The 24341-nt window shown below is 70.1% G+C and carries 20 protein-coding genes and 2 pseudogenes; 10 read left to right on the top strand and 12 right to left on the bottom strand.

Translation table 11 applies throughout. The features are described 5' to 3' along the window. Positions 1-3: 3 nt before the first annotated feature. Together dnaG and ERL55_RS01360 are read left to right on the top strand one after the other, a co-directional pair. Positions 4-1743, top strand: a complete 1740-nt coding sequence (gene dnaG, locus ERL55_RS01365; protein ID WP_129134828.1) for a DNA primase — start codon at positions 4-6, stop codon at positions 1741-1743. A 197-nt stretch (positions 1744-1940) separates the two neighbouring features. Continuing rightward, a complete protein-coding gene (locus ERL55_RS01360; protein WP_129134827.1) occupies positions 1941-2492 on the top strand; it encodes a cytochrome b in 552 nt (183 codons plus the stop codon). 4 nt (positions 2493-2496) lie between these two features. Here ERL55_RS01360 and ligD read toward each other — a convergent pair. Both ligD and ERL55_RS01350 read right to left on the bottom strand, forming a co-directional pair. Beyond that, a pseudogene (ligD, locus tag ERL55_RS01355) lies at positions 2497-3357 on the bottom strand (non-homologous end-joining DNA ligase); the annotation flags it as partial. Between the two features lie 54 nt (positions 3358-3411). Further along, on the bottom strand, positions 3412-4368 hold the full coding sequence (locus ERL55_RS01350; protein ID WP_129134825.1) for a Ku protein: 957 nt from the start codon (positions 4366-4368) through the stop codon (positions 3412-3414). Between the two features lie 166 nt (positions 4369-4534). On the opposite strand from ERL55_RS01350, the gene ERL55_RS01345 reads away from it, so the two are divergent. Next, a complete protein-coding gene (locus tag ERL55_RS01345; protein WP_129134824.1) occupies positions 4535-5788 on the top strand; it encodes a DNA/RNA non-specific endonuclease in 1254 nt (417 codons plus the stop codon). 12 nt (positions 5789-5800) lie between these two features. Further along, entirely contained in the window at positions 5801-6178 is a 378-nt protein-coding gene (locus tag ERL55_RS01340; RefSeq protein ID WP_129134823.1) for a hypothetical protein, read from the top strand. 1 nt (position 6179) lies between these two features. Here the strand turns inward: ERL55_RS01340 and cyoE are convergent, their stop codons facing one another. From cyoE to ERL55_RS01320, 4 genes are read right to left on the bottom strand one after another with little or no spacing between them, the layout of a single operon-like run. Next, positions 6180-7088 carry a heme o synthase gene (gene cyoE / locus ERL55_RS01335; protein WP_129134822.1) on the bottom strand — a complete coding sequence of 303 codons (909 nt, stop codon included), beginning with the start codon at positions 7086-7088 and terminating at the stop codon, positions 6180-6182. Between the two features lies 1 nt (position 7089). Further along, the gene (locus tag ERL55_RS01330) at positions 7090-8346 is read right to left on the bottom strand and encodes a COX15/CtaA family protein (protein ID WP_129134821.1); all 1257 of its coding nucleotides are present in this window, start codon (positions 8344-8346) and stop codon (positions 7090-7092) included. A 49-nt stretch (positions 8347-8395) separates the two neighbouring features. Further along, positions 8396-8968, bottom strand: a complete 573-nt coding sequence (locus ERL55_RS01325) for a hypothetical protein (protein WP_129134820.1) — start codon at positions 8966-8968, stop codon at positions 8396-8398. Further along, positions 8965-9687 carry an SURF1 family protein gene (locus ERL55_RS01320; protein ID WP_241685804.1) on the bottom strand — a complete coding sequence of 241 codons (723 nt, stop codon included), beginning with the start codon at positions 9685-9687 and terminating at the stop codon, positions 8965-8967. Before ERL55_RS01320 ends, ERL55_RS01325 begins: the two co-directional genes overlap by 4 nt. Before the next feature lie 59 nt (positions 9688-9746). On the opposite strand from ERL55_RS01320, the gene ERL55_RS01315 reads away from it, so the two are divergent. Beyond that, complete coding sequence (locus ERL55_RS01315) at positions 9747-9965, top strand: twin transmembrane helix small protein (protein ID WP_129134819.1); 219 nt, start codon at positions 9747-9749, stop codon at positions 9963-9965. Positions 9966-10209: 244 nt separating this feature from the next. On the opposite strand, the gene ERL55_RS01310 is transcribed toward ERL55_RS01315, so the two are convergent. From ERL55_RS01310 to coxB, 4 genes and pseudogenes are all read right to left on the bottom strand, one after another. Further along, positions 10210-11091: a cytochrome c oxidase subunit 3 gene (locus tag ERL55_RS01310; protein WP_129134818.1), complete on the bottom strand. Its 882-nt coding sequence runs from the start codon at positions 11089-11091 to the stop codon at positions 10210-10212. A gap of 37 nt (positions 11092-11128) precedes the next feature. Next, positions 11129-11716: a cytochrome c oxidase assembly protein gene (locus tag ERL55_RS01305; protein ID WP_129134817.1), complete on the bottom strand. Its 588-nt coding sequence runs from the start codon at positions 11714-11716 to the stop codon at positions 11129-11131. Positions 11717-11905: 189 nt separating this feature from the next. Further along, positions 11906-13522, bottom strand: a pseudogene (gene ctaD, locus ERL55_RS01300) (cytochrome c oxidase subunit I); the annotation flags it as partial. A gap of 30 nt (positions 13523-13552) precedes the next feature. Next, the gene (gene coxB / locus ERL55_RS01295; RefSeq protein WP_129137142.1) at positions 13553-14482 is read right to left on the bottom strand and encodes a cytochrome c oxidase subunit II; all 930 of its coding nucleotides are present in this window, start codon (positions 14480-14482) and stop codon (positions 13553-13555) included. A 412-nt stretch (positions 14483-14894) separates the two neighbouring features. On the opposite strand from coxB, the gene putA reads away from it, so the two are divergent. Beyond that, positions 14895-18086 (top strand): bifunctional proline dehydrogenase/L-glutamate gamma-semialdehyde dehydrogenase PutA, encoded by a 3192-nt coding sequence (gene putA, locus ERL55_RS01290; RefSeq protein ID WP_241685870.1) that lies wholly within the window; start codon positions 14895-14897, stop codon positions 18084-18086. Positions 18087-18176: 90 nt separating this feature from the next. Then, positions 18177-19094 carry an AEC family transporter gene (locus tag ERL55_RS01285; RefSeq protein ID WP_129134814.1) on the top strand — a complete coding sequence of 306 codons (918 nt, stop codon included), beginning with the start codon at positions 18177-18179 and terminating at the stop codon, positions 19092-19094. A gap of 328 nt (positions 19095-19422) precedes the next feature. Here the strand turns inward: ERL55_RS01285 and ERL55_RS01280 are convergent, their stop codons facing one another. Beyond that, positions 19423-20766: an outer membrane protein transport protein gene (locus tag ERL55_RS01280; RefSeq protein WP_164972085.1), complete on the bottom strand. Its 1344-nt coding sequence runs from the start codon at positions 20764-20766 to the stop codon at positions 19423-19425. 200 nt (positions 20767-20966) lie between these two features. Between ERL55_RS01280 and ERL55_RS01275 the strand changes: the two genes are divergently transcribed. From ERL55_RS01275 to ERL55_RS01265, 3 genes are all read left to right on the top strand, one after another. Further along, positions 20967-21659, top strand: coding sequence for a rhomboid family intramembrane serine protease (locus ERL55_RS01275; protein WP_129134812.1), 693 nt, complete (start codon positions 20967-20969; stop codon positions 21657-21659). Positions 21660-21731: 72 nt separating this feature from the next. Next, entirely contained in the window at positions 21732-22052 is a 321-nt protein-coding gene (locus ERL55_RS01270; RefSeq protein WP_129134811.1) for a DUF1820 family protein, read from the top strand. Between the two features lie 7 nt (positions 22053-22059). Next, positions 22060-22584, top strand: coding sequence for a hypothetical protein (locus tag ERL55_RS01265; protein WP_129134810.1), 525 nt, complete (start codon positions 22060-22062; stop codon positions 22582-22584). Between the two features lie 7 nt (positions 22585-22591). Here the strand turns inward: ERL55_RS01265 and ERL55_RS01260 are convergent, their stop codons facing one another. Then, positions 22592-24304 (bottom strand): S41 family peptidase, encoded by a 1713-nt coding sequence (locus ERL55_RS01260; protein WP_129134809.1) that lies wholly within the window; start codon positions 24302-24304, stop codon positions 22592-22594. Positions 24305-24341 lie beyond the last annotated feature (37 nt).

The following is a 24341-nucleotide window of genomic DNA, read 5'->3' as shown; positions in this document are numbered from 1 at the left end:
GCGATGGCCCGCATCCCCGACGCGTTCATCGACGACCTGCTCGCGCGCACCGATATCGTCGAGGTGGTGGGGGCGCGGGTGCCGCTCAAGCGCAAGGGCCGCGAGTTCTCGGCACCGTGTCCGTTCCACGACGAGCGCACGCCCTCGTTCTACGTGTCGCCGGTCAAGCAGTTCTACCACTGCTTCGGCTGCGGCGCGCACGGCACCGCGATCAGCTTCCTGATGAACTACGACCGCCTCGAGTTCCTCGACGCGGTCGAGGAACTGGCGCGTGCGGCCAACATGGAGATCCCGCGCGACGAGCGCGCGCGCACCCCCGACGACGACAGCCGCGGCGTCTACGACGCGCTGGAGGCCGCCGCCCGCCACTACCGCAACGCGCTGGCCGCAAGCCCGGCCGCGCAGGCCTATCTCGATGCGCGCGGCGTGGACCTGGAGATCCGCGAGCTGTTCGGGATCGGCTATGCACCGGAGGGTTTCTCCGCGCTCAAGGACGCCCTGGGCACCGACGAGCGCCGGCTGAAGCTGCTCGAGCGTGCCGGCCTGCTGTCGAAGAACGACCGCGGCCACACCTACGACAAGTTCCGCGACCGGGTGATGTTCCCGATCGCCGACCGCCGCGGCCGCACGATCGCCTTCGGCGGCCGCGTCCTCAAGGCCGACGATGGCCCGAAGTACCTCAACTCGCCCGAGACCGCGCTGTTCCACAAGGGCCGTGAACTGTACGGCCTGTGGCAGGTGCGCCAGGCGCAGCAGAAGATCGCGCGGCTGATCGTGGTCGAAGGCTATATGGACGTGGTCGCGCTGTTCCAGCACGGCCTGCGCGAGGCGGTGGCCACGCTCGGCACCGCGACCACCGCCGACCACGCCGAGCTGCTGTTCCGCAACGCGCCCGACGTCTACTTCTGCTTCGACGGCGACGCCGCCGGCCGCCGCGCCGCATCCAAGGCGATGGAATCGGTGCTGCCACGTATGCGCGATGGCCGCCAGGCGTTCTTCCTGTTCCTGCCCGAAGGCGAGGACCCGGATTCGATCGTGCGCAGCCAGGGCACCGCGGGCTTCGAGGCGCGCCTGCGCGAGGCGGTGCCGCTGTCGCAGTTCTTCTTCGACCAGTTCTCGGAAGGCGTGAACCTGGGCACGCTGGACGGCAAGGCCCGGCTGGCCGAGCGCACGCAACCGTTGCTGGCGCAGATCCCCGACGGTGCCTTCGCCGACCTGATGCGCCAGCACCTGGTCACCGTCACCGGTGTCGGTGCGCGGCCCGACGCGGCGGCCGCACAGGCGCCACCGCGACGCATGCGCAGCAGCCGCGGCGTGCCCGCCCCGAAGCGCAGCCTGGTGCGCACCGCGATCACCCTGCTGCTGCAGCGCCCGGCCCTGGCGCTCGACACCCCCGACCAGGCACAGCTGGCCGGCCTGCGCCAGCCGGGCGTTCCCTTGCTGGTGGAGCTGATCGAGCTGGTGCATGCACGGCCCGACATCAGCACCGGCATGCTGCTGCAGCATTTCGAGGGCCGTGACGAGGCCGCGTCACTGCACAAGCTCGCTGCCAGCGACATGCCCGGCGATATCGAATCCTGGCGACAGGAATTCGCAGGCGCGGTGTCGCAGCTGATCAGGCAGACCAGGCAGCAGCGGGTCGACGACCTGATGCTCAAGTGGCGCGAAGGTGGCTCGCCCTCGGCATTGAACGCGGAGGAGCATGCCGAACTCCGGGAGCTGCAGCAGTCGATCCGCAACTAGCAGCCCTGCCGTGTCGGCATGCGGTCACGGTGGCGGCATCGTCCGCTTCGCGACCGGCAGGTCGCGCGATTGGCCGGTGGCGGTGCGGCCGGTGGCCGCCAGCCATGTTTGACATGCCTGCGCCGGCACGCTGAACTGCGCGGCCGCATGACTCCGTCATCAACGCCGCGTCCCGCGCGCGCACCACAGGAATCCGCATGTCCCGCTGGCTCGACTCCCCGCTCCGCTATGGCCTGGTCTCGCGCCTGCTGCACTGGTCGATGGCGGCGTTGCTGCTGTGGCAGTTCGCCAGCATGGCGGTGAAGAACATCGTCGGCCGGCATCCGTTGACCGCGTTCATGGTCGGCAGCCACAAACCCGTCGGCACCGTGCTGATGCTGCTGGTGCTGGTGCGTGGTGCATGGGGGCTGTCGCAATGGGCGCGGCGCCCGCCGCATCCGCGCACGCTGATCGGCCGTGGCGCCACCGCGGGCCACGCCGTGCTGTACGCGTTGATGGCGTACGTGCCGGCGGTGGCGCTGCTGCGCGAGGCCGGTTCCGGACGCGGCTTCGCGCCGTTCGGCATCCCGCTGTTCCCGGCCACCGGCCAGAAGATCGAATGGATGCTGGCGCCGGCCAACCTGTCGCACGGCGTGCTGGCCTGGACGCTGTGCGCGCTGATCGCCGGCCACGTGCTGATGGTGGCGCTGCACCAGATGTGGTGGCGCGATGGCACCCTGGCACGCATGGCCGGGCCGCTGCAGCGCTGAGCCCTCAGTCGACTGTTGCGTCCGGCAACGCCTGGTCGCAGGCGTCCTGCCAGCCCGGCCATTCCTCGCCGCGCAACGCCGATGCACGCCGCAGCGCGCGGCGGAGGTCGTAGGCGTCGCCGGCCCCCACGCGGCCGAGTTCCTCCCAGCGCACCGGCATCGCCACACCGGCGCTTTCGCGCGCACGCAATGACCAGCTCGACACGCTGGTCTGCCCGCGGGCGTTGCGCAGCCAGTCGATGAAGATCACGCCGTCGCGCTTGGCCTTGCTGGCGGTGGCGACGTAACGGTCCGGGCGCTGCTGCGCCATCGTATCGGCCAGTGCCTCGCAGAAGCCACGCGCCTCGTCCCAGGACGGACCCGGGCGGATCGGCACCACCACGTGCACGCCCTTGCCGCCGGACAGCCGCGCGAAGCCCTGCAGGCCCATGTCGGCCAGCCGCCTGCGCACGTCTCGCGCGGCGGCGGTCACCGCCTTCCAGTCGACGCCGGGACCGGGATCGAGATCGAACACCAGACGGTCCGGGTGCTCGAGGTCATTGCCGAGGCTGCCCCACGGGTGCAGCTCGAGGGTGTTCATCTGCACCAGCTCGAGCAGGCCCTCGACGCTGTCGATGGCGACATAGCAGGCCTCGTCGCCATCCTTCTCGCGCAGCGGGATCGCGCGGACCGCACCGCCCAGCGCGCGGGCGTGGTGCTTCTGGAAGAAACACTGGCCGCCCACCCCACCGGGGCAACGCAGCAGCGACAGCGGGCGTCCACCGACGTCCGCGAGCACGCGATCGGCCACCGCGCGGTAGTAGTCGGCAACCTCGCGCTTGGTGATGCCCGCACGCGGATAGACCACGCGATCCGGGCTGGTCAGCCGCGGTGATGCAGCGGCCTCGTCGCGGTCGGCCTTGCCACGGGCAGCCACCGGTCAGGCCCGCTTGCGCGCGGCCGACTTCTTCGCCGGCGCCTTCTTCGCGGCGGCCTTCTTCGCAGCGGCCTTGCGCGCGGCCTTCTTCGGCGCCGGCTCGGCCGCGGCTTTCTTCGCCGGTGCCTTGGAGGGCGCCGCCTTGCGCGCGGGCGTGCGCCGGTTGCGGTCGATGCTCTGCTGCAGCAGTTCCATGAAGTCGACCACGTTGGTGGCGGCATGCTCGCCCACCGGGGAATCGGCATCCTCGTGCTTCTCGACCACGCCGTTGGCCTCCATGCGCTTGCGGATCGCCAGCTGCAGGCGCTCGCGGAAATCGTCGGTGTACTGGCTGGGGTCCCAGGGCGCGGCCATGGTTTCGATCAGCTGCTCGGAGAACGCCTGCTCCTTCTCGGTGATGCGGAAGCCCTTGGCATCGGCCTCGGGCAGGCTGTACTCACCGATGTCCACCAGCTCCTGCGGGAACCGCATCATGATCAGCAGCAGGGCCTCGCCGCGCGGCATCACCGCGCACAGGTGCTCGCGGGTGCGGATCACCACCCGCGCGATGCCGGCCTTGCCGGTGCGCGTCAGCGCCTCGCGCAGCAGCACATAGCCCTTCTCGGCCTTCTTCGCCGGCACCAGCACATAGGGCTTCTCGAAGTACTGCGGGCTGATGTCGCAGGCCTCGACGAAGGTGTCGACATCGATCGAATCGCGGCTTTCCGGAGCCGCCGCCTGGATGTCCTCCGGCTCCAGCACCACGTAGCTGTCCTTGTCGTATTCGTAGGCCTTGACGATGTCCTTCCACGGCACCTCCTCACCGGTGTCGGCATTGACGCGCTCGTAGCGCACGCGCGCGTTGTTGCGCGAATCGAGCATGCGGAACGACAGGTCGGTCTTGCGCTCGCCGGCCATCAGCGAGACGGGGATGTTGAGCAGCCCGAACGACAGGGTGCCGCTCCAGATCGGTCTGGCCATGGGTGCTCCGGGTGTGCCGCGAAGGGACATCGAGTCTCCGGCCGCCGCCGTGAGCCGTATGTCAACCAGCCGCCGGCACCTCGGGTGCCCCCCAATGTCGGGCGGATGGCCGACTGGCTAGGCTGTGCGAAGCCGGCGCACGGGCGCCGCCCACGGGCTTTGCCGCATGACCATCGATGCTTCGCGCCTTCCGGGGCCATCGCTGCCTGATTGGCTATCGGGCCAGGCCGCCAGGCTGCAGCCGCCGGCCGGCCGCTTCGGCGCGGACGTGCTGGCCGCGCAGGGTCACGATGTCGGGTTCGAACACGATCCGGCATCCACCCGCATCTCCAACGAGACCAGCGCCGGCCAGCGCAGCCGCTGGGAAGCGAGCACGGAGGTATCGGTGGCGGTGGCCGGGCAGCAGGAGGCACCGGTGCGCGTGCACTACCGGGCCGACATGCCGCGCAATGCCGCGACCCCGGCCGCGATGCAGGCGATCAACCCGCTCGATCCCGGCACCTGGCCGCCCGGCACCCGCGTCGAACTGGCCGGTGGCGACCATGCCGGTACGCCGTTCGAGGCGACCTTCCACGCACTCGCCGATGCCAATGGCGTCGACTCGATCGACGACGTGCGCCTGGTGATGGTCAAGACCACCGAAACCAGGGCGCGCCCGGAGGCGGAACTGCGGGTGATGTCGGGACCGGCCAGCGTGTTCGATGCACCGACCGCCCATGGCCCGGGCTCGCCGGTGCTCGACCGCGAGGACTTCAGCGTGCACACGCTGGTGCAGCGCGACCCCGGCCATCCCGACCAGCGCGCGGCGCTCAACCACCTGCTGGTCTCGGGCACGCTGCCCGACGGCACCGTCGGCGTCGCCGAAACCGTTTCGTCCGGCAGCATCAACGCACTGGTCAGCGACGTCGCCAGCGGCGAGGTCAACGACGTCACCTGGACCTTCGACGACCAGGGCCGGCCCTTGCAGGCCGAGGGCACGCTGACCTGGCTGCCCGGCAGCGGCAGCATGCGCGACACCGACAGCGTGGAGAACCGCGCACAGTCGGGCTTCCGCGTCGACAACGGCCTCGACCGCAGCGAGCACACCGGTCACATCTTCGCCTACCGCTTCGTGCACGGGCACGGCGCGGTGAACATGTTCCCGCAGAACGGCAACTTCAACACCGGCGCCTATGCGCGCCTGGAACAGGAATGGGCCGACTGGCTCGATGCCGGCATGGATGTCGACATCCGCGTGGAACTCGCACCGGCCGGCGCGCTGCGCCCGGACCAGGTGGTGGTCGAGTATTCGGTCACCGATCCGGACAGCGGCAAGGTGGTGTACGACCCGTCCACCACGGTGTTCGAGAACGCCGCGGGCCAGGTGTTCGACAGCCTGTCGCGTGCGGAGATCGGCCGGCTGGTCGCGGATATCGCCTGATATCCTCGGTCGATGGACAACAACGCCCGCATCATGGAGATCGGCCGGCTGGTCGCGACCGATCGCAATGTCGACACCGCGCCGTGGGACGGCTATGCGCTGATCGTGGTCCATGCCGGGGAGCGCCGGACGCTCGCGGGCTTCCGCTACCGCGACGGCGCTGCGCCGGAGGCAGCCACCCCCGAGGCAACCGCGCAGCTGGGTGAACAGATCGACGCGCTGCGTGCCGGCACCCAGGTGTCCGGCAAGGCGCCGTGGAACGCCTGTGTGGTGAGGATCCGCCGTGACACCGGACGTATCACCGTCGACTTCGATTACGACGCGCCCACCCGGTGGGAGATCCGCCCGGACACGCTCGACGCGGTTGCGGAGCGTGCGCGGCCGGAGTGAATCAGCCGATCCGCTCGAACCCGATCAGCGGTGACGGCGCCAGCCACGGCTGCAGCCAGTGGTCGACCAGCAGGAAGGCGAACAGCGCCATCAGGTAGACGATGGAGTAGTTGAAGACCCGCATCGCGAAGAATTCATCGGGCGGATCCAGCAGCTTCCAGGCGTACCAGAGGAACACCACGCCCAGCACCAGCGCACCGCCGAGATAGAACAGCCCGCTCATGCCGGTCGCCCAGGGCAGCACCGTCGCCACCAGCAGCAGCACCGTGTAGAACAGGATCTGCCAGCGCGTGTAGGTCACGCCGTGGGTCACCGGCAACATCGGGATCAGCGCGCGTGCGTAGTCCTCGCGGCGGAAGATCGCCAGCGCCCAGAAGTGCGGCGGCGTCCACACGAAGATGATCAGCACCAGCAGCAGCGCGTGGGGATCCAGCGTGCCGCTGATGGCCGCCCAGCCCAGCGCCGGCGGCGCCGCACCGGCAAGCCCGCCAATGACGATGTTCTGCGGGGTCGCGCGCTTGAGGAAGCCGGTGTAGATGATCGCGTAACCGATCAGCGCGAAGAAGGTGAGCACCGCGGTCAGCGTGTTGACCAGCAGCACCAGGATCAGCATCGAGGCCACGCCCAGCGCGATCGCGAACAGCAGCACCTGCACCGGACGCAGGGTGCCGCTGGGCAGCGGCCGGTGGGCGGTGCGCGCCATGATGCGGTCGATGCGCTGGTCGATCAGGTGGTTGATCGCCGCCGCCGAGGAGGCCGCCAGCCAGATGCCCAGCAGCCCGAACAGGCTTTCGCGCAGCGGCGGCAGGCCCGGCACGGCCAGGAACATGCCCACCAGCGCGGTGAACACCAGCAGCGCCACCACGCGCGGCTTGGTCAGCTCCCAGTACTGGCCGAACGCCACCGCCATGTCAGTCCACCGCCACGCGCGTGGCGCCCGCGCCCACGTCGCGCACCCGCGCCAGCAGCGACACCAGCACGAACAGCAGCAGCGCCGCGCCGGCGTTGTGCATCACCGCCACCGGCAGCGGCAGCGCCAGCTTGACGTTGAGGATGCCCAGCAGTACCTGCGCCACCGTCAGCAGCGCCAGCAGCGTGCCCCAGCCGCGCAGGCCGGGCAGGCGCAGCAGCCGCACCGCGGCGGCGATCAGCGCCACGAAGGCGACGATCGCGAACAGGCGGTGCGCCATCTGGATCGCGATGCGCGCGCCGCCGTCGAGGATGCCGCCCTCGTAGTCGACGCCGATGCCACGCCACAGCACGAAGCCCTCGCGGAAATCCGCAGGCGGCCACCATTGGCCCACGCACTTCGGGAAATCGATGTAGTGGGCGCTGTCGGTGGTCCAGCCGCCGCCACCGCAGGCGAGCGCCGCGTAGTTGGCGCTCACCCATCCGCCCAGCGCGATCTGCAGCCCCAGCACCGCCAGTGCCACCCACAGCAGTACCCGCAGGGCGTGCGCGCCGGCCAGGCGGATGGGCAGGTGCGTCGCACGCCACGCCATCCAGGTCAGCAGCGAGAACGTCAGCAGGCCGCCGAGCAGGTGGCCCATCACGATCACGGGCTTGAGCAGCAGGGTGACCGTCCATTTGCCGAGCAGCGCCTGGAAGATGATCACCGCAAGCGTGAGCACCGCAGCGCGCGCGAGATCGACATTGCTCCAGCGCAGTGCCGCCAGCAGCAGGATCGCCTCGCCGGCACCGGCCAGGGCGAACGCGGCGCCGATGTGCCCGTACATGTAGGCCGGGATCGCCGCGGCCACCAGCGCGGACGCGCCGAGCACCTGGGCGACGCCATGCGGCCGACGCCGTGCGGCCAGCAGCGCCATCACCAGCACCAGCACGCCAAGGATCGCGGCGATATGGCGGTGCACCTGCTCGCGCCAGGCCTTGTGGGTTTCCAGCGGGCGGATGTCGGTGGCCGCGTGCCCCGCGACTTCCTCGGGCGCCTTCGGCCACGCCGCGCGGCCATAGCAGGTCGGCCAGTCCGGGCAGCTCAGGCCGGCGTCGGACAGGCGCACGAACGCACCGAACACCACCACCACCAGCGTCAGCGCCACTGCGAACCAGGCGATGCGGTGGAAGTGCCGGTGCAGGCTCGGCTTCGACGCGGCCGGACGCGCCGGCCGGGACGGCGGAGGTGTGGGCGCGGAGCCTGTGGAAGGAGTCATCGGGTCGTGGGTCGTCATCGGTCCGGGGTGCCGGGCATGCGGCCGCGGGCTACTTCAGCTTGAGCAGGCGTGCCATGTCGGTACGCAGGTGCCCCGCATCGAACCCGGGAGCGTAGCGCAGTATGACGAACCCGTTCGGATCGATCACATAGACCGGCACCCCGGCCGGGTCCTCGTTGCGCGCGAGGCCGGCGCGGAATGCATCGTCCTCGGCCAGCACATGCAGCGCGCGCGAACGCGGGGCCGCAGGGGGTGGCTCGCCCATCCACAGGATGTGGACGCGGTCGGCCTCGCGCCCGAACAGCTGCCAGACCTTGTCGAGATCGCCGGACAGGCGCACGCACTCGGCGACGCAGTGCGGCGGCGGTGCCACCGCGATCCGCCAGGTGCGCTCCACCGGCTGCCACTCGTACGGCCTGCCATCGGCGGTGGCCAGTGCGACCGCGCGCAGGTCGCCGGGCGGCTGCAGCAACTCGCCATGGTTGCGCATGCCCTGCGGCTGCCAGCCGGCGAAGCGCAACGCACCCGCCACCAGCGCGCTGCCGAGAAATATCACGACGACCACGATCAGCAGCGCGCGGTTGCGGTTGCGCTGCCCGCGCGACACGGGAGTGGGATTCATCGGGATTTCCTGCGGAAGGTCAGCAGCAGTGCGGTCACCAGCACCGCCAGGGCCAGGCCGAACCACTGCACCGCGTAACCGAGGTGGCGTTCGGGCGGGAGGGTGTTGACGAGCAGCTCGAGGTCGCGCGGATAGCCGCCTTCGAGCGTCGGGTCGGCACGCAGCACGCGTGCCGCCAGCGTGGGCAGGCCGAGTACGTCGGCGATCGTCGCCGGGTCCAGCGCCATCACCAGCAGGCTGCCGTCGGCCTGCGGCTGGATCGCCGGTGCCACCAGGCCCGCGGCGGGCGGTGGCGCCAGCAGGCCCTCCACGTGCGACCAGTCGGGCGCAGGGTCGATGGTGGGGATGGTGCGGTCCGGCGGCACCGGCAGCCAGCCGAGGTCGACCAGCACCGGTGCACGCCCGTGCTCGGGCAGGAACGCGCGATACACGCGCAGTCCCGGGCGCCCGCCGCGCTGCTGGTTGTCGAGCAGCACCGCCGGGGTATCGGCGAAGCGCCCGGTGCCCGCGGCCCATTCGTGCTCACGGCTGCGCTGCGGGTCCGCGGCGGCATCCAGCGCCTGCGGCGCGCGCGACGACAGCGCCTGCGCGGCGGAGTCCAGCATCGCCTGCTTGGCGTCCTGCCGCCCCAGCTGCCAGCTGCCGAGCATGCAGAACAGCGCGATCAGCACCAGCGCGAACACCCAGCCGAGGACCGGGGTAGCCCGTGACCTGCTCACCCGCTGCTCCGCGACGGCTGCAATAATCCGCTCATGCGCAGCCTGCGCCGGAGACCGCAATGAACGACTCGCTGAAGATCCTGCTGATCGCCGCCTTTCTGGTGCTCATCCTGTGGAACCTCGGCACTGGCCTGTATTACATGCTGGTCGACAAGGGCGAGACCAAGCGCACGGTCAATGCGCTGACCAAGCGCATCGGCCTGTCCGTGGCGCTGATCCTGCTGGTGATGCTGGCGATCTGGATGGGCTGGATCGAGCCGCACGGCGTCGGCGGGTAACCGCGCCCGGCGTGAGCGGCCGCGTGTGCTGCGCCGCGGCCACGCCTGCAGCCGGTGTGACATCGCTACCGGCTGATGACGATCCGGCCAGCCTGCGTCGTGCGCCGGGCCCACCCCGCTGCCCATCCGCCGCTCCGACTCTCCCGCCGGGATCCTGCGTCGCCGCGCCCGCGCCCGGCACATCCTGCGGCCCGGGAACCGGACGGGCCGCGACCCGTCCGGACCGGCAGACCGGATTCCGCCGTCAGACCACGTAGACGAACAGGAACAGGATCAGCCACACCACGTCGACGAAGTGCCAGTACCAGGCCACCGCTTCGAAGGCGAAGTGGTTCTCGCGGGTGAAGTGGCCTTTCAGACAACGGAACCAGATCACGATCAGCATGATCGTGCCCAGCGTCACGTGCGCGCCGTGGAAGCCGGTGAGCATGAAGAACGTGGAACCGTAGATACCCGAACCCAGGGTCAGGTTGAGGTCGCGGTAGGCGTGAATGTATTCCTCGATCTGGAAGAACAGGAAGATGCAGCCCAGCGCGATGGTGGCGCCGAGAAACCACAGCAGCTGCAGGCGATGGCCGGCCTTGAGTGCGTGGTGGGCGATCGTGATGGTCACGCCCGACGCCAGCAGCAGCAGGGTATTGAGCAGCGGCAGACCCCAGGCCGGGATGGTCTGGAAGCCGCCGCCGACGTCGCCGGGGCCGGCGCTCGGCCAGGCCGCGCTGAAACCGCCCCACAGCACCTCGTTGGTCGCCATCCCGGAACCTTCGCCACCCAGCCACGGCAACGCCAGCGTGCGGGCGTAGAACAGCGCGCCGAAGAACGCGCCGAAGAACATGATCTCGGAGAAGATGAACCACACCATCCCCATCCGGAACGAGCCGTCGACGCGCTTGTTGTAGTAGCCCGACACCGACTCCAGGATCACGTCGGCGAACCACTTGAACAGGATCGCGCAGAGTCCGGCGACGCCGACGAAGAAGGTGACCTGCCCCCAGGCGGAATCGTTGAACCAGCCGGCCAGGCCGAACATGGTCACGAACAGGGCGACCGACGCGAACAGCGGCCACTTGCTTTGATGCGGCACGAAGTAGGTGTCGCTGTCGTGGGTAGCGGGAGCTTGGGCCATGGCGGTGTTCCGTCGGATGCTGCGGTCGGTTGGGGTTCTAGCGCGTCGCGCGCGCGGTGGAGAGCGCCCCGGCCCGCGGCGCCTGCGACAGGCGTTCGGTGGCGAGGTCGTTCTTGTAGAACATGTAGGAGAGGGTAACCGTGTTCACGTCGGCCGGCAGTGCCGGGTCGATGATGAAACGCACCGGCATGTCACGGGTCTCGCCGGCCTGCAGGGTCTGCAGGGTGAAGCAGAAGCATTCGGTCTTCTGGAAGTAGCCCGACGCACGCGCCGGCGCCACCGAAGGCGTTGCGCTGCCGACCACCGGGCCCGCGCTGTTGTTGTGCGCGTAGTAGGTGGTCTCGTAGACCTCGCCCACGCGCACGCGCCGGTTGGTCTCGTTGGGGCGGAACGACCACGGCAGCTTGGAATTGACGCTGCCGTCGAATTCCACCGTCACCCAGCGCTCGGCGACCGGCGTGGCGGATACCGCGGCGGATTCACTGACCGCGGACCCGTCGAGACGGATGCCGAACACCTTCTCGCAGGCGATGCGGTAGATCGGCACCAGCGAGAAGGTGAAGGCGAACGCCGCCACCGCCACGCCGACCAGCTTGACCACATCCGACTTGCGCGCCCCGCTCACCGTCCCAGTACTCCCGAAAGTATGAAGACCACGTAGATCGTCACCGCCACCGCGCCGATCACCAGCGCGGTACGCCGCGCGCGCCGCCGGTTTCCGGCGACGCGGGCGGGATCCTGGCGTGGATCAGGCCTTTCTTGCATTGCTGTCGGTCGCGGTGTCGATGTGCGAGCTGGTGTCGTCGTAGTCCAGGTGTTCGACATCGCCATGCGCCAGGTCGCCCGGGCGGATCACCGGCGGGGTGGTGAAGGTGTGGTGCGGAGCTGGCGACGGCACCGTCCACTCCAGGCCACGCGCGCCTTCCCATGGACGTGCCGGGGCCGGCGCACCCTTCTTCAGCGAATGGAACAGGATGCCGAACATCATGAACGGGGTGACGAACATGCCGAACGCACCGATCGAGCTGACCAGGTTCCAGTCGGCGAACACCACGTTGTAGTCCGGGATGCGGCGCGGCATGCCGGCCAGGCCGAGGAAGTGCTGCGGGAAGAACAGCAGGTTGACGAACACCACCGTCCACCAGAAGTGCACCTTGGCCCAGGCCTCGTTGTACATGCGCCCGGACCACTTCGGCCACCAGTAGTACACCGCGGCGATGATGCCGAACAGCGCGCCGGTCACCAGCACGTAGTGGAAGTGCGCGACCACGAAATAGGTGTCGTGGTACTGGAAGTCGGCCGGCACGATGGCGAGCATCAGCCCGGAGAAACCGCCGATCGAGAACAGGATCACGAACGCGATCGACCACAGCATCGGGCTTTCGAAGGTCAGTGCGCCGCGCCACATCGTCGACACCCAGTTGAACACCTTCACCCCGGTGGGGATGGCGATCAGCATGGTGGCGAACATGAAGTAGATCTCGCCACCCAGCGGCATGCCCACGGTGAACATGTGGTGGGCCCAGACGATGAAGCTCAGGAACGCGATCGCCGCGGTGGCGTAGACCATCGCCTGGTAGCCGAACAGCGGCTTGCGGCTGAAGGTCGGGATGATCTCCGAGACCACGCCGAATGCCGGCAGGATCATGATGTAGACCTCGGGATGCCCGAAGAACCAGAAGATGTGCTGGTACATCACCGGGTCGCCGCCGCCGGCGGCATAGAAGAAGCTGGTGCTGAAGAACTTGTCGGTGAGCAGCATGGTCACCGCGCCCGCCAGCACCGGCATCACCGCGATCAGCAGGAACGCGGTGATCAGCCAGGTCCAGCAGAAGATCGGCATCTTCAGCAGGTCGATGCCCGGCGCGCGCATGTTGAGCACGGTGGCGATGACGTTGATCGCGCCCATGATCGAGCTGATGCCCATCATGTGGATGGCGAAGATGGTGAACGCGACGTTGTTGCCGCCCTGCAGCGACAGCGGCGGGTACAGCGTCCAGCCGCTGGCGGGGCCGCCGTCGGGCAGGAACAGCGTCATCAGCAGCATCGCGAAGGCGAACGGCAGGATCCAGAACGACCAGTTGTTCATGCGCGGCAGCGCCATGTCCGGCGCGCCGATCTGCAGCGGGATCATCCAGTTGGCCAGGCCCACGAAGGCCGGCATCACGCCGCCGAAGATCATCACCAGCGCATGCATGGTGACCATCTGGTTGAAGAACATCGGCTCGACCATCTGCAGGCCGGGCACGGTGAGCTCGGCGCGGATGATCACGCTCATCGCGGCGCCGATGATGAACATCACGAACGAGAACAGCAGGTACAGCGTGCCGATGTCCTTGTGGTTCGTGGAGAAGAACCAGCGCTCGACGAAGCTCTGCTTGTGGCCGTGCTCGTCGGTGGTGTGGTCGGCGTGGGCGGTATGGGTGGACATGGCGTGGCCTGGAAGTCTGGGTGGGATCGATCAGCCGGCGACAGGCGCGGCGATCGTCTCGGCAGGAATGCGCGCGGTGGCGTCCGCGGCGGGGGCGGCCGGCTCCACTTCCGGCTGCGCGGGGGTGGCCGGCGCGGCCGGGGGCGCCGGCTGCGGCGCGTTGGCGACCTTCTCGGCGGCCAGCCAGGTGTCGAACTCGGCGCGCGGCACGGCGCGCACCACGATCGGCATGAAGGCATGGTCCTTGCCGCACAGCTCGGCGCACTGGCCGCGGTAGACGCCCGGCTCGAGGATCTCGGTCCAGGCCTCGTTGATGATTCCGGGGATGGCGTCCTGCTTCCAGCCCAGCGCCGGTACCCACCAGGAATGGATGACGTCGTCGGCGGTGATCACGAAGCGGACCTTGGTGTCGACCGGCAGCACCAGCTCGTTGTCGACCTCGAGCAGGTAGTTGCCGTGGGCCTCGAGCTGCTCGCGGGTGGCCGAGGGATCCTGGCGCAGGCGGTCGCTCTCGCGGTCCATGCGGCTGACGATGGTGACGTCCTCGCCCATGTACTCGTAGGTCCACATCCACTGGTAGCCGGTGACCTTGACGGTCATCTCGGAATCGCGGGTGTCGTACATCGCGATCAGCTTCTGGGTGGCGGGGATCGCCATGATCACCAGCAGGATCACCGGGATCACCGTCCAGATGACCTCGGCGATGGTGTTGTGGCTGAACTGCGCCGCCACCGCACCGCGCGACTTGCGGTGGAAGAACATCGCCCAGCCCATCGCCGCGAACACGATCGCGCCGATCGCCACGCACACCCACAGCGCGAACATGTGCGCGTCGTAGGCATGCTGGGCGGTGGAGGTGACGCCGCGGCCCATGTTGAGCTGCCACCGGTGCGGATCTGCGGATTGCGCGAGCGCCGTGGCGGGCGCGGACATGGCGAGCGCGATGAGCGCGCAGCGCATGCCCCAGGGGTTGGAACGACCGGCTTGCATCACGATGGGACCCCGAATGCCTGATGGCGGATGGCTGGCAGCGGACGCGACCATCTACTGTTCCCGGCGAGCCGGGGACGTGCGCAGAAGCGGCGGCGTACTGCGGATAATCGCTGCATGGTAGCGGCGCGCGCTTGCGAGGGGCAAGCAGCCGCGCGTCGCGGCACCGGCGCGGGGTAAAACCGCGGCGCGACGCGGCCGGTGCCCCCCGACGCCTGCGCGACCCGGGCGACGATGACCGTGGAGCGCCCTTCCTCACGCGGCGGCAAGCTGAATCATGCGCCATTGCGACGCGTGGAAGCGGCCGGATCGGTCTGTCCGCGACCGGGGCCGCCACCTAGAATGGACCGTTTCCCTGTCCTGCGCGGTTGCCGTGTCCGAAATCGTCTCCCCAGAGCTTCCCCCGCAGCCGGCGGCACCGCGCGCGGCCATCACCTCGGCGTGGATCCGCGACGAGGCGACCCACGTCCGCGCCCTGCTCGACCGGGCACGCCTGCCGGCCGCCGACACCGCCGCGGTGCAGGCCACCGCCGCCGACCTGGTGCGCCGGGTGCGCGAGCGCGCACGCCACCAGGGCGCGATCGAGGCCTTCATGCAGCAGTACGACCTCGGCAGCGAGGAAGGCGTGCTGCTGATGTGCGTGGCCGAAGCCCTGCTGCGCATCCCCGACGAGGACACCGCCGACCGCCTGATCCGCGACAAGCTCGGCGAGGCCGACTGGAAGAAGCACATGAGCCAGTCGGATTCGCTGCTGGTCAACGCCTCCACCTGGGGCCTGATGCTGACCGGGCGGCTGGTCGACCTTGCCGATGAAACCCGCCGCGATGCCCACAGCGCGTTCAAGCGCCTGATCGGCCGCGTCGGCGAGCCGGTGATCCGCCTGGCCACCCGCCAGGCGATGAAGATCATGGGCCACCAGTTCGTGATGGGCCGCACCATCGACGAGGCGCTGGCGCGCAGCCGCAAGGGTGCGAACGCCAGTTACCGCTATTCCTTCGACATGCTCGGCGAGGCCGCGCTCACCGACGCCGACGCCGCGCGCTACCTGAAGGCCTACCGCCTGGCCATCGATGCGATCGGCCAGCACCGCGACCGCCCGCGCGGCGACGGCCCGGACGCGGTGTTCGCGGCACCATCGATCTCGGTGAAGCTGTCGGCGCTGCATCCGCGCTACGAGCATGCCAACCGCGCCAACGTGCTGGCGGAACTGGTGCCGGCACTGCTGTCGCTGGCACAGCAGGCGAAGGGCCACGGCATCGGCCTGACCATCGACGCCGAGGAAGCCGACCGCCTGGAACTGTCGCTCGACGTCATCGAGCGCGCCTGGCGCGACCCGTCGCTGGCCGGCTGGGAAGGCTTCGGCATCGTCGTGCAGGCCTACCAGAAGCGTGCGCCGTTCGTGCTCGACTGGATCATCGACCTCGCCCGCCAGGGTGGCCGCCGCATCCCGGTGCGGCTGGTCAAGGGCGCCTACTGGGACAGCGAGATCAAGCGCGCCCAGGTCGATGGCCACCCCGACTACCCGGTGTTCACCCGCAAGCCCAACACCGACGTCAGCTACCTGGCCACTGCGCGCAGGCTGCTGGAGGCCGCGGACCTCGTGTACCCGATGTTCGCCACCCACAACGCACACACCATCGCCGCGGTGCACCGCATGGCCGGGCTGTACCTGCCGGCACCGGCGCGCGCCAAGACCACGCCGTACGAGTTCCAGAAGCTGCACGGCATGGGCGACGACCTGTATGCCGAGGTGATCCCGGCCGACCGCCTCGGCGTGCCCTGCCGCGTGTACGCGCCGGTGGGCAGCCACGAGGACCTGCTGCCGTACCTGGTGCGGCGCCTGCTCGAGAACGGCGCCAACTCCAGCTTCGTCAACCGCATCAGCGACGAGACCGTGCCGGTCGAGGCGCTGGTGCAGGACCCGGTCGAGACGGTCGCCGGCTACGACAGCATTCCCCACCCCCGCATTCCGCTGCCGGTCGACCTCTACCGCAGCCAGGGCCACGACAGGAGCAATTCGATGGGCGTCAACCTCGCCAACGACGACCAGCTGCGCCAGCTCGCCGAGCAGGTCAATGCGCACGGCATGGGCTGGCGCGCGGCGCCGCTGGTGCCGGGCGCGCAGCCGGGCGGCATGCAGATCGCGGTGACCAACCCCGCCGATCGCCGCCAGACCGTCGGCCACTGGCTGCCGGCCGACGAGGCCACGGTGGAACGTGCGCTCGCCAACGCGGTCGCCGCGCAGCCGCGCTGGGACGCCATTCCGGCCGCCTCGCGTGCGGCGATCCTCGAACATGCCGCCGACCTGCTGGAAGCGCGCATGCCGCAGTTCATCGCGCTGTGCACGCGCGAGGCCGGCAAGAGCATTCCCGATGGCGTGGCCGAAGTGCGCGAGGCGGTGGACTTCCTGCGCTACTACGCCGGCCAGGCGCGCACCCTGTTCCTGCCCGAGGCGATGCCCGGCCCCACCGGCGAGAGCAACACGCTGCAGCTCGCCGGCCGCGGCGTGTTCGTATGCATCAGCCCGTGGAACTTCCCGCTGGCGATCTTCGCCGGCCAGGTGGCCGCGGCGCTGGCCGCCGGCAACAGCGTGATCGCCAAGCCGGCGGAGCAGACCACGCTCACCGGCTATTACGCGGTCGAGCTGCTGCATGAGGCCGGCGTTCCCGCCGACGTGCTGCAGTTCGTGCCGGGCGACGGCGCCACCGTGGGCAGTGCGCTGACCCGCGACGACCGCGTCGCCGGCGTGGCCTTCACCGGCTCGACGTTCACCGCGCGCGCGATCAACCGGGCACTCGCCGCGCGCGACGCCGCGATCGCGGTGCTGATCGCCGAGACCGGCGGCCAGAACGCGCTGATCGCCGATTCGTCCTCGCTGCCCGAGCAGCTGATCAAGGACGTGCTGGGTTCGGCGTTCACCTCGGCCGGGCAGCGCTGCTCGGCGGCCCGCGTGCTGTTCGTGCAGGACGACATCGCCGACAAGGTCATCGAAATGCTGGCCGGTGCGATGGCCAGGCTGCGCGTGGGCGACCCGGCGCTGCTGTCGACCGACGTCGGCCCGGTGATCGACGACGAGGCGGTGCGCATGCTCGAGCAGCACGCCGAACGCATGGCGTCCGAAGCGCGGCTGATCGCGCGCGCGCAGCCGACCCCGGCGATGGAGCACGGCACGTTCTTCCTGCCGCATGCGTGGGAGCTGAAGTCGCTGTCGCAGCTCGACCACGAGAAGTTCGGCCCCGCGCTGCACGTGATCCGCTGGAAGGCGAATGAACTCGACCAGGTGATCGACCACATCAACACCACCGGCTACGGGCTGACGCTGGGCATCCACTCGCGCATCGACGAGACGGTCGACAGGATCACCGCGCGGGTGCGGGTGGGCAACGTCTACGTCAACCGCAACCAGATCGGTGCGGTGGTCGGCGTGCAGCCGTTCGGTGGCCAGGGCCTGTCGGGCACCGGTCCCAAGGCCGGCGGCCCGCACTACCTGGCGCGCTTCGCCACCGAGAAGGCGGTGACCGTCAACACCACCGCGGCCGGCGGCAACGCCTCGCTGTTGACGCTCGAAGACTGATCCTCCCGGCATCCGGCCATCACGACGCCACGGCCTGCCGTGGCGTCGTCGTTTCAGGCATGTCGTTGCCCTCCCCCTTCACGGTCCGCCATGGCATTCGATGCGTTCGCACTGATCCTGACCATGCTCGCGCTGGGCATGCTGTTCGCACGCCTGGACGTGTTGCCCGACAGCGCGGCGGAAACGCTCAACCGGGTGGTGCTGTACGTGTGCCTGCCGGCGGCGGTGCTGATCTACGTGCCGCGGCTGCGCTTCGATCCCTCGCTGGTCGGGGTGGCGGTGACGCCGTGGCTGCTGGCGGTGATCAGTTCGCTGCTGGTGCTGGCACTGGCCCGCGTGCTGCGGCTGCGCCGGGACGAGACCGGAGCGCTGCTGCTGCTCACCGCGCTGGGCAACAGCAGCTTCATCGGTTTTCCGATGGTGCGTGCGCTGCTGGGCGACGAGGCGCTGCCGTACGCGGTGGTCTACGACCAGTTCGGCACCTTCGTGCTGCTATCGACCTTCGGCCTGTACGTGCTGGCGCGCTACTCCGGCGATACGCCCCCGACGATGCGCGAGATCGGGTTGCGCATCGTGCGGTTTCCGCCGCTGTGGGCGCTGGCGGTGGGCCTGACGGTGATGCCCGAGCAGCCACCGACATGGATCGCCGGCGGCCTGCAGAAGCTTGCCGACGCGCTGCTGCCGCTGGTGATGCTGGCGGTGGGGCTGTCGATCCGCCTGCGGCTGCCGCGTGACGAGCTGCGCCCGCTGGCCGCAGGCCTGGTGATCAAGCTGGTATTGATGCCGGCCTGCGCGTTGCTGCTGTCGCTGGCATTCCGGATGCCGCCGCCGATGTTCCAGACCAACGTGATCGAATCGGCGATGCCCAGCATGATCACCGCGGCGGCGCTGGCGATCTCCCACGGCCTCGCGCCGCGACTGGTCGCGGCGCTGGTCGGCTACGGGATCGTGCTGTCGCTGGCCACGCTGCCGGCGTGGGCCTGGCTGCTGGAGCGATTGGCGGGCTGATCCGGTCCATTCCGGCCGAAGCGGACTCCGGCTGAGCGGCTGCCGGATCGGGCGGAAGCAGGAGACCTTTCTTTAGATCGAGGTATGGCGGCTCTGGGGGAACCCGGGGCGCCCCACCACGGCCACAGGGGGATGCCCAGCCGGCCGAAGTCCGGCCGGGGGAGCACACCCCCCGGTGCGCGCGACGGACAGCGCGGCTCACGACGAAGCAGCTCAAAGGGGGCTCGAACACCCTGGCGATCATGCTCACCTAGGGCCTGGAGAGGACCCAAGAAAAAGCCCCGCCGAAGCGGGGCTCTTCCGGATCACGCAGGGTGCTTCAGGACACTCAGAAGCGGTACTGCGCCGAGATGCCGAACAGGTTGGCGTCGCCGTCGAACGGGCCGGACAGGCTGTAGCCCGGCTCGTTGATGTCGATGCGCGGGTTCTTCGGCTCGATGCGGGTGTAGGCGAAGTTCATGTCGAACGCGTCGGTGACACGCCAGGTGGCGCCGACCGAGTAGAACATGCGGTTCGCGTCGGGCAGGCGCGGGGTGCGGTGCTCGATGCTGGTCGGGGTCTCGTCGTACGCCACGCCGCCACGCAGGGTCCAGCCGTCGTTGAGCATGTATTCCGCGCCCAGCGCGTAGTAGGACACGTCCTTCCACTCGAACGGCTCGACCGAATCCGGGTCCGGATTATCGAACTGGATGCGCACTTCGCGCAGCGACGACCAGCCGGTACGCGCGTAGGTGCCCATCAGCGCGAAGCGGTCGGTGGCCTGCCAGGTCACGCCGACGTTGAGGATCGACGGCGTGGTCAGCTCGGCGAACGCACCGCCATCGGCGAACAGCTGCGCGGTCATCGGGCTGGCGTTGAACACGGTGCGCACGTTGTCCGGCACGGTCCAGTCGGCGGTGCCGGTCAGCTCGTAGTCGATCTCGGAGCGGTAGCTCACGCCGATCGCCACGGTGTCGGTCGGGCGCAGGTGCATGCCCACGATGTAGCCGAAGCCCACGTCGTCGCCCTGGATCTCGGCGGTCCCGTCAGCCGCCTGCGGGCGGGCGAACGGCAGCGCGCGGGTTGCCGGGTTGGAGAACAGCAGGGTGCCGAAGTCGACGCCGCGCGACAGGGTGACGTCGGCCTGCGAGAAGATCAGGCCGGCGCCGACCGAGAAGCGGTCGGTGATGTCCAGCGCGCCGGACAGGGTCAGGTCCACGACCTGCACGTCGGATTCCAGCGCCGAGTAGCGGCCCATCCAGCCCTGGTCGTAGTCCGTCGCCAGGCCGAACGGCGCGCTGATCATCGCGCCGACCGCCAGGCCGTTGTCGAGCTTGTGCACCACCGACAGCGCCGGAACCGGCGTCACGCCGCCGGCGTTGCCGCCGTTGCCGCCGCTCAGCGGCTGGCCGAGGGCGTCGGTGCCACTGCCCTGGTATTCGTAGTTGAGGTCGATGACGGTGACATCGGCCTGCATCGTGGTGCCTTCGAACTGGGTCATCACGGCCGGGTTGTTGACCACGACGGAGCTGTCGCCGGTCTTGGCGGCGGTGCCGGCGAACGAGGTGCCCTGGGACTTGACGCTGTTTTCCTTGAGCTGGAAGCCGGCGGCGGCGGCGTTGCCGGAAGCAAGCGCGCCGGCCACGCCGAGCGCGAGCGCGGACAGGGTCAGGAGGCGGGTATGGCTGAGCATGGGGTAAGGAACTCCGATGACGGTGTGGGAAGACGCACCGCCGCGGCCCGGGCCTTGTGCCGGCCTGGTCCCGTCCATCGGAAGCTCCCTCCCGAACGCGGTGCGCGCCGCACTATACCGTACGGTCCGGAGCGGTTACTCGACGCGCTGCCGCATTTTCCGGCTGCTATCGTGACGGCATCCGCGCCATCGCCGCCTGCATGTTCGTTGCCGTCCCCACCCGCGCACGCACCCTGTTCCGCTGGGCCACGCCCCTGCTGGCCGCGCTGCTGTGGCTGGCCTACGTGGCCGCCGCCATGCGCCCGGATGCGGTGCGCCACGACCTGGTGCTGGAATGGGGCGCGCTGAGCGGCGGCCTGGCACCGCCCGACCTGTGGCGCACCTGGGCGGAATCCGAACGCTGGCTGCGGCTGCTGACCGCGCTGTTCCTGCATGCCGACTGGACCCACCTGCTGGGCAACCTGGTGTTCCTGATGATCTTCGGCCTGCCGGCCGAGCGGGCGATGGGCTCCTGGCGGCTGCTGCTGCTGTTCCTGGTCGGCGGCGCGTTCGCGAACTTCATCGCCGCGCTGGCGATCGGTGCACCCGACCGGCTGATCATCGGCGCCAGCGGCGCGGTATCGGCGATCATCGGCGCCTACCTGGCGCTGTTTCCCAGCGCGCGGCTCGGGGTGGTGGTGCCGCTGGGGCTGTTCCTGGAGTTCGTGCGCGCACCGGCCTCGCTGCTGATCGGCATCTGGGCGCTGTTGCAGGTGGTGTTCGCCTTTATCGGCCCGGCCTTCGGCACCGTGGCGTGGGCGGCGCATGTCGGCGGCTTCCTGTTCGGAGTGGCGTTCGCGGTGGCGTCCCGCGGGGCGATCGCACGCAGGCTGCGCCGCCGCAACGGCTACTGACGGCGACACTGCGCGCGCGCTGCGTGCCGCGCGCTCACCACCGCCGATGTGGCGCCTTCTATAATCCGCGGCATGTCCAGGCCGCTGTACAAGATCAGCTTCCTCAACCACGGCCGCGTCTACGAGCTGTACGCGCGGCGCGTGGCCAGCGGCAGCCTGTGGGGCTTCGTCGAGGTCGCCGACCTGGTGTTCGATGTCCACGACACCCTGGTGGTCGACCCCACCGAGGAACGCCTGCGCAGCGAGTTCGCCGACACCCGGGTGCTGCACCTGCCGATGCAGAGCGTGCTGCGGGTGGAGGAAGTGGAGCGCAAGGGACAGTCGGCGATCCGCGATGCGGAGTCCGGCGAGCGCGTGGTCACGCCGTTCCCGTTCCCGGCCAAGCCGCGCTGAGTCCGGCATGGCTGCGCCCGGCGTCCACATCGCACGCCTGAGCGCCGCCGCCGCGGCCCTGGTGCTCGTACTGGTTGCCTGCACCCGCACGCCAACGCCCGTCGCCGATGCCACGCATCCGGCCAGCGCGCCGGCAGGCAACGGATTCACCGTCACCCTGGGCCTGTCGGAGGCGGCGTCGCGCATCGTCGCCGTCGAGCACGCGACGATCACCGTGACCGCGGAGTGGTTCGGCTATCCCACCGTGGCCGCGCAGCAGCGCCGCCTGCCCGGCACCGAGCAGCCATGGCTCAGCCTGCATCGCGACAGCCGCGAGACCGGCGGTGCCGGGGAGGTGCATTTCCGCTCGCCGGTGTTCGCCGCCGCGGACCTCGCGCTGATCGAGGGCCGGCGGCCGCAGCTGCGCATCGAGGTGCACGACGGCACCGGTGGTTCCGGCGCTGCGCTGCTCGATTGCGGCGCCTTCCAGGGCGAACTTGCGGTCGCCGAACGCGACGGCGTCGGGATCGACTGCCGGCTGGCTGCGGAATAGCGCGGGCTCAGTCGCCGGCGTCGGCCGGCTCCGGCGGCGCCGCCGCGGGCGAGGTCGACCCGCCGTCCGCGGCGTCGCCATCCTGTTCCGTGGCGTCGCCGGATGCGTCGTCGTCTGTCGCCTCGCCGGTGGGCGTGGCGGCGGCGGGTGCGACCTCGTCCGCCGCGGCCGGGTCATCCGCGGCCGGCGCGGCAGGGGCTCCGCCCTGCGCGGCGGCAGTCGGTGCAGACGCTGGCGGCACCGTGGCGCCACCCTTCAGCTCCGCCAGGGCGGCGTCGATCGGGCCATCGCCCTCCAGCACCGCGCCGGCGCTGTCGCCGGGCAGGCCTTCCTCCTCGTCGCCACGCAGGTGCCCCGGCAGGGCGGCTTCCGACCAGCCATTGCGTGCCGGCGCATCGCCGCCTTCGGGCATCAGCTCGCGGTCGGGATCGATGCCGCGCGCCTGGATCGAGCGCCCGCTCGGGGTGTAGTAGCGCGCGGTGGTGAGCTTGACCGAGTCGCCGTTGTCGAGCGGCAGCACGGTCTGCACCGAGCCCTTGCCGAAGGTGCGGCTGCCGATGATGCGCGCACGGTCGTTGTCGCGCAGCGCGCCCGCCAGCACTTCCGACGCGCTGGCCGACCCGGCATCGACGATCACCACCACCGGCGCACCGGCCAGCAGGTCGCCCGGGGTGGCGTTGAACACCGCCTCGCTGATCGGGATGCGCCCGCGGGTGCTGACGATCTGGCCACTGTCGAGCAGGTCGTCGGCGATCTGCACGGCGCCGGTGAGCAGCCCGCCCGGGTTGCTGCGCAGGTCCAGCACCAGCCCGCGCAGTGCGCCATCGGCCTGCAGCGCCTTCAGCTGGCGCTGGAACTCGGCCGCGGTGTCGACCTGGAAGGCGCTGACGCGGATATAGCCGTATCCCGGCTCGAGCATCCGCGAGCGCACGCTGACCACGCGGATGGTCTCGCGCTCGACGGGGATCTCCAGCGGCGCCGGCTCGCCCTCGCGCATCACCGTCAGGGTGACCGACGTGCCTGGCGTGCCGCGCAGCGGGCCGTGGCCCTCGTGGCTGGCCGGCGTCAGCGGCACGCCATCGACGGCGACGATCGCGTCGCCCGAACGCAGGCCCGCGCGCGCGGCCGGGGTGCCGTCGATGGGCGCGACCACGCGCAGCCCACCCTCCGGCAGCTGGATCACTTCCACGCCGATGCCGCTGTAGGCGCCGGTGGTGCTCTCGTCGAACGCCTCGGCATCCTCGGCGGCGAGATAGGCGCTGTGGGGGTCGAGGTCGAGCAGCAGGCCGCGGATCGCCGACTGCATCAGCTCGGCATCGTCGACCGGCTCCACATAGGCCTCGCGCACCGCGTTGTAGACCGCCACGTAACGCTTGATCTCGTCCAGCGGCACCCGCCGCGAGGGCTGGGTGCCGGCATCGGGGTCGTCGGCGGCCGGGACCGCAAGCGTCTGCTCGCGCTCGTCGGGCGGCGGCGCGGGCTGCTCCGGGTCGACTCGCTCCGGGTCGGCGGGCTGCTCGGGAGCAGGTTGCCCGGGAACCGGTTGCCCGGGGGCGTGCTGCGGGGCAGCGTCCTGCGGCGCGGCGCGGTCGGCGTCCGCGGTGGGCGTGGCCTCGCTTGCGGGTACGCCGGCGTCCGGCGGGTCGGCCGGCGGCGTCTGCGCCAGCAACGGCGCTGACAGCAGGCCGGCGATCAGGAGCGGCAACAGGCGCACACGCATGCAACGTTTCTCCGGGTGAGTCACCCGATTATGCACG

It is taken from the genome of Luteimonas sp. YGD11-2, assembly GCF_004118975.1.
GTDB classification, from domain to species: domain Bacteria; phylum Pseudomonadota; class Gammaproteobacteria; order Xanthomonadales; family Xanthomonadaceae; genus Luteimonas; species Luteimonas muca.
Note: the sequence above shows the minus strand (reverse complement) of the source record. Positions and strands in the feature narration are given on the sequence as shown.